Annotated in this window: 1 protein-coding gene; it reads right to left on the reverse strand. The window is 64.6% G+C overall.

Annotated features, from left to right (window positions below):
* Positions 1–1742, reverse strand: a 1742-nt coding sequence (locus AB1634_19440; GenBank protein ID MEW6221687.1) for a SpvB/TcaC N-terminal domain-containing protein, incomplete at its 3' end; no start/stop codon positions are given.
* Positions 1743–1753 lie beyond the last annotated feature (11 nt).

Consider the following 1753-nt stretch of genomic DNA (forward strand, 5'->3'; position numbering starts at 1 on the left):
GTTCGGCCGTCCCCGTTGAAGTCGCCGGTCTTTTGAGACAGGCTGCCCACCTGCTGCGGGGAGCCAAGCTGCTGCCAGGATCCGTCCATGGCGAGGGTGAACAGATAAAGGACGTTGTGCGGGTTCTCCACGCGGACCAGACCGACGTCGGTTCGCCCGTCGCCGTTCCAGTCCCCGGTCAGAATCGTGGCGGCCACGGTGACATACTCGTAACGAGCAGAATCGTAGACCATGGATACCCAGTTTCCCGGAATCGGCGGAGGCGCCGGACCACCGAAGTCGGTGAACTGAACAGCGTTTCCTTCAACGGGAATGCCAGCCAGCTCGTCGCTGCCATCCCCATCGAAATCTCCAGCCACCCAGCGCTGATTGGCGAGAGTTGGCGGCCCGCACATGTTCCGTCCCAGGGTTCCCAAACCGCCGGTCCCCCATGTCCCGTCTTTCGACGAAAGATACAGACTGTACCCACTGGCCACCGGGCGGTCGTACTCGTCGCGTGTGCAGTACCCCCGGCCGAGATCGGTTCGGCCATCACCGTTGAAATCGCCCAGCACCCAGGGCATGGGCGGGTTCAGGTTGTCGCCGTCGTCGTCCAGCTGGGGCCCGAAAGAAGGGCCGGTGACAGGTTGCGGCGAATAGCCCTCGCCGGCGGCCGTGATTTCGGCGCGGCCAACGGCATCTGACCAGGCTTGGCTGCCCACTGCCGAAAAGCTCGTCGCCGGCAGACAGCTCCAGATGGGCGGCGTTTGCGTGCCATCCTTGTTGCCGCACTGGGTGATCGATGACAGCCAGGACTGTTTGGAGGTTCCCACCGTATAGACGAGGCTGTGCTTTCCTGTTTGCACGCCCTTGGTCCAGACGTTGATCTGCTTGAGGCGCTTGGCGGTGACCACCTGGCTGTAGCTTTCGAACATCGGTGGCTGGTCGGGGCGACCGTCCTCCAGATCGAAGGTGATCTTGTGGGTCGGCGATGCTGGGACCCGGGCATTGCCGGTATAGTCGATCTGCTGCAAATAGATCTGGCCCTGGTCCTTGGTGTAGGTCGCGGTCAGGTAGTTGCCGTTGGTGTCCTCGACCCGATCGAGGCACCATTTGAAAGTACCGGCGGTGGTTGTCTGCCGGGAGCCGTCGGCACTGCCATACTTGTACTGGATGCCGGCGCGGTCGGTGGCGATCCAGGCGGCAATCTTGCCGGAGGCTCGGATGGCCTGATACTTGGTGAACTCGGATTCCACCTTGAGGCCGTACATGTCAGCGCCCCATTCCGGGCGCGGCACCAGCTCGCGGCCACTGCCATGGCGGATGACTACAAACTCCTGGCAGGCCGGCTGGCTGTCATCATAGCAGAGGCCATGCTTGGTGGCCCGCTGGATGGCGCCAAGGTCCAGGGCCCAGCCCAGGCCCAGCCAGCCGTTGGGTAGAAAGCTGTTGTAGCGCAGGACCAGGTCCGGCTCCACCCCGGCACGCCCTGGGGGCACGGCTACGGGATAGTCATAGACGGCGGCGCCGGTATTGCGCAGGGTGCCCAGGTCGTCTTCCTCGACAGCATCCATCTCCCGCTTGTCGGCGCCGGTGGCCACGGCGAGGATCTCGGCCCCGGTCGTCTCGATCGAGGTGGCCGTTTCGACCGGGTCCACCGGGGTATCCGCCGGCGCGGGAGCCTTGTCTTCCTCCGCGGGGTCCAGCTCCTTTCCGGCGGGAGCTGCCCCCCCAGGCTCGCCGGTCGTCACGGCCTCGGCCATGACCTCTTCTT

Source organism: Thermodesulfobacteriota bacterium, from assembly GCA_040755095.1.
GTDB lineage: Bacteria > Desulfobacterota > Desulfobulbia > Desulfobulbales > JBFMBH01 > JBFMBH01.